Genomic DNA, 2,946 nt, shown 5'->3' with positions numbered 1-2,946 from the left:
ACTTTGCTGGATAAGGCGCCGAGTTGCCGGCGTTGTGCGGGCGCACCCGTGTGGTAATTTTCCCATAAATTCGTTCGGTAAGCAGGCGGTAAAGGTACCCCACTATCCTCCGGGACTATACACCTAGAGCGGTCGGACCGGGGCATACGCTTACTTCTGCACGAGTACTTAAAAATCTACGCCCGCCTCAGAATCAAAAAGCCCCGACTGCTACTGAAGCGGCCGGGGCTTTTTGTTATCTGAGACGACGCGGGAATGCTTATCGGCGGTGGGTGCGCCAGTTGGCGTTGTACTGCGCGCCGCCGAACAGGTAGAGCATCAGCGCCCGCGAATAGCGCAGAATAACCGGCGTGAGCAGCAGCGTTACGGCCGTTACGACCGCCACATACACCCACGTATCGGGGTTGCCGAACAGGTAGTAGAGCAGCACGCCCACCACTAGCACGGTGGCCACGTTGAAGGCGAAGGTGATGTACATCGAGCCGAAATAAAACCCCGGCTCGGGCTCGAACGTCTGCCCGCATTCGGGGCACTGGGCCGGCATAAGGGCAAACCTGCTGATGTTGAGGGCTGAATACGAGAAGAGCTTGCCCTGGTGGCAGCGGGGGCAGCGTAGTGAAAGCAACGCCAGCGCCGTAGAATCGGGGGTTTCGGGAGACATGGTGAGAAGGGGGGAAGAAACAATAAGCAGCTATACGGGCAAACACACCGGCCGAAGGCAAAGACGGTGGTTCGGGAGCGGCTTGTGCGGCGCAAGCGGAGGGTGGTAGTGGTTTCCAGATTTACAATTGCGGTAAAGATGCTTTATCTCTGCTTGATGGGCAGAATGCGCTACGTGACGTTCTGCCTGGGCCCTACGCCTCGCGCTTGCTGTTGCACACAGGCACCCACTCGTGGGCCTGGCACGTGGGGCAGCTGGCCGCTTCGCCGCGGGCCAGCTCCTGCACGTGGCCGCACTTGCAGCAGGCGTGCGGGCCGCCTGCCTCCACGCGGTGCCGCGAGGCAGCCAGCCGCTCGGGCCAGATGGGCAGGCCGGGGGCGGCATCATCGGGGGCGAAGAAGTAGGCGCTGAGGTCGCCAGTGGCTTCCATGTAGGCCCGGCACACCTGGCCCAGGTGCGCTACCTGCTGCTGGCGCAGCTCGCCAAACAGCTCTTTCTGGGTCAGGTTGAGGTTGTTCAGGTTTTTCATGTTGATGCGGCCGTCTTCAATCAGCAGTACCGGCTTGCCCTCCAGCCAGTCGCTGAAGCGCGGAAACCACTCGGTGAGGCGGTTGAAAAACCAGTACATGCCGCTCACCATCCCGAATACGACGAGCACGGGCAGCAGCGGTGTGTCGTCGTAAAACATGGTGTCGCCGGCCGCTGAGCCCAGCGCCAGAATGATGCTCAGCTCGAAAATCGACAATTGCCGCACCCCGCGCCGGCCGGTCACGCGCAGGGCTCCCAGCAGCACGATGTAAGTAGCCACGCAGCGAAACACGACTTCGAGCAGGAAAATAGGCGAGGTGTTTGCCGTAAACAGCATGCGGTGCCAGTCGAAGGGGATAACGGGTTCAGCGAGAAAAAGCATAGACTAGGAAGGAAAAGCAGTGCCTCAAGTACGCGGCGGCGCGGTGGTAGTTGGCCCGTGGGGCGCGCCGTACCTTTGCCGTACTGCTGGGGCCTGGTTGGTTCCGACTGGCGGGCGCTGTCGCGGTGCCGCGTCAACGGGCACGGCCCCTGGTGCCGTGGCCGTTGAATCGGGGAAGTAAAAACACCCCGAACCAGCTTGGCCGACGCCCGCCAGCAGCGACCTGTTGCCCCGTTGCCGTGGATGTTTCGTTGTTGATTTCCCCTGCCATTCGGGTGGGGCTGTTGGGGGCGGTCGGGCTGCTGTCCGGCGTTAGCGCCTGGGCCCAGACGGCCACCGTGCCGCGCAGCCGCACGTTTGTGCTCACCAGCACGGCCACCGTGCCCGTGCCGTCCGCCGGCACCAAAACCCTGGACCTCTGGCTGCCCGTGCCCCACGCCGATGCCTCGCAGGACGTGCGCGACCTGAAAATTGAGTCGCCCGTGCCCTACAAAATTGAGCAGGGCGAATACGGCAACCAGATGCTGCACCTGCGTATGGCCACGCTGCCCACCGCGCCGCTGGTGGTGAAGCTCACCGCCCAAATTACGCGCCGCGAGCACCTGAACCTACGCGCCAACGCGCCACTTGCTACCGCTGTCGCTAAAACCAAAAAGGAAAAAAGCGACCCCGACCTGGCCCGCTGGCTGGCCCCCGACCGCCTCGTGCCGCTCGATGCCAAAATCAGGCAGCAGGCCGGGGAAGTGGTAGCCAAAGCCGGGGCCAAGACCCCGCTCGCCAAAGCCCGCGCCATCTACGAGCACGTGGTGAGCACCGTGACCTACGACAAAACCGGCCAGGGTTGGGGCCGGGGCGATATTTACTATGCCTGCGACGCCCGGCGCGGCAACTGCACCGACTTCCACGCCATCGTCATCGGCTACTGCCGGGCGCTGGGCATTCCGGCGCGGTTCAGCATCGGGCTGCCGCTGCCCGTGGGCCGGGGCAAGGGCGAAATCAAAGGCTACCACTGTTGGGCCGAATTCTTCACGCCCGAAACCGGCTGGGTGCCCGTCGATGCCTCCGAAGCCGCCAAGAACCCCGACAGGCGCGCCTACTTCTTCGGTGCCCACGACGAAAACCGCGTCGAGTTCACGCGCGGCCGCGACGTGGAGCTGACGCCCAGGCAGGCCGGCCCGCCGCTCAACTACTTCGTGTACCCCTACGCCGAGGCCGATGGCAAGCCGCTGGAAGTGGCCCGGACGTACGAGTATGCGGATATCACCGCGCAGTAAGTAGCTGCTGTTACGCAGCAGGATGTAGCGCGGACTTTGTAGTCCGCGAGTCTGCGCCGTGTAGTGGTTGTAGCGGCGCAGACTCGCGGACTACAAAGTCC

The 2,946-nt window shown here is 63.3% G+C and carries 3 protein-coding genes; 1 reads left to right on the top strand and 2 read right to left on the bottom strand.

The window, feature by feature from the left end; translation table 11 throughout:
* Window positions 1-259: 259 nt before the first annotated feature.
* Both ABD819_RS21370 and ABD819_RS21365 read right to left on the bottom strand, forming a co-directional pair.
* Window positions 260-661, bottom strand: coding sequence for a DUF983 domain-containing protein (locus ABD819_RS21370; protein ID WP_345127703.1), 402 nt, complete (start codon window positions 659-661; stop codon window positions 260-262).
* A gap of 193 nt (window positions 662-854) precedes the next feature.
* A complete protein-coding gene (locus ABD819_RS21365; protein WP_345127701.1) occupies window positions 855-1,571 on the bottom strand; it encodes a DUF421 domain-containing protein in 717 nt (238 codons plus the stop codon).
* Between the two features lie 239 nt (window positions 1,572-1,810).
* On the opposite strand from ABD819_RS21365, the gene ABD819_RS21360 reads away from it, so the two are divergent.
* Window positions 1,811-2,845, top strand: coding sequence for a transglutaminase-like domain-containing protein (locus ABD819_RS21360; RefSeq protein ID WP_345127699.1), 1,035 nt, complete (start codon window positions 1,811-1,813; stop codon window positions 2,843-2,845).
* Window positions 2,846-2,946: the final 101 nt, after the last annotated feature.

This window comes from Hymenobacter antarcticus (assembly GCF_039539545.1).
Taxonomy (GTDB): Bacteria; Bacteroidota; Bacteroidia; order Cytophagales; family Hymenobacteraceae; genus Hymenobacter; species Hymenobacter antarcticus.
The sequence above is the reverse complement of the archived record's forward strand: the minus strand, read 5'-3'. Positions and strand labels throughout refer to the sequence as shown.

Coding starts and splice junctions, on each gene's coding strand:
- ABD819_RS21365 (WP_345127701.1), bottom strand. CDS start 1,571: ATGCTTTTTCTCGCTGAACCCGTTATCCCCTTCGACTGGCACCGCATG.
- ABD819_RS21370 (WP_345127703.1), bottom strand. CDS start 661: ATGTCTCCCGAAACCCCCGATTCTACGGCGCTGGCGTTGCTTTCACTA.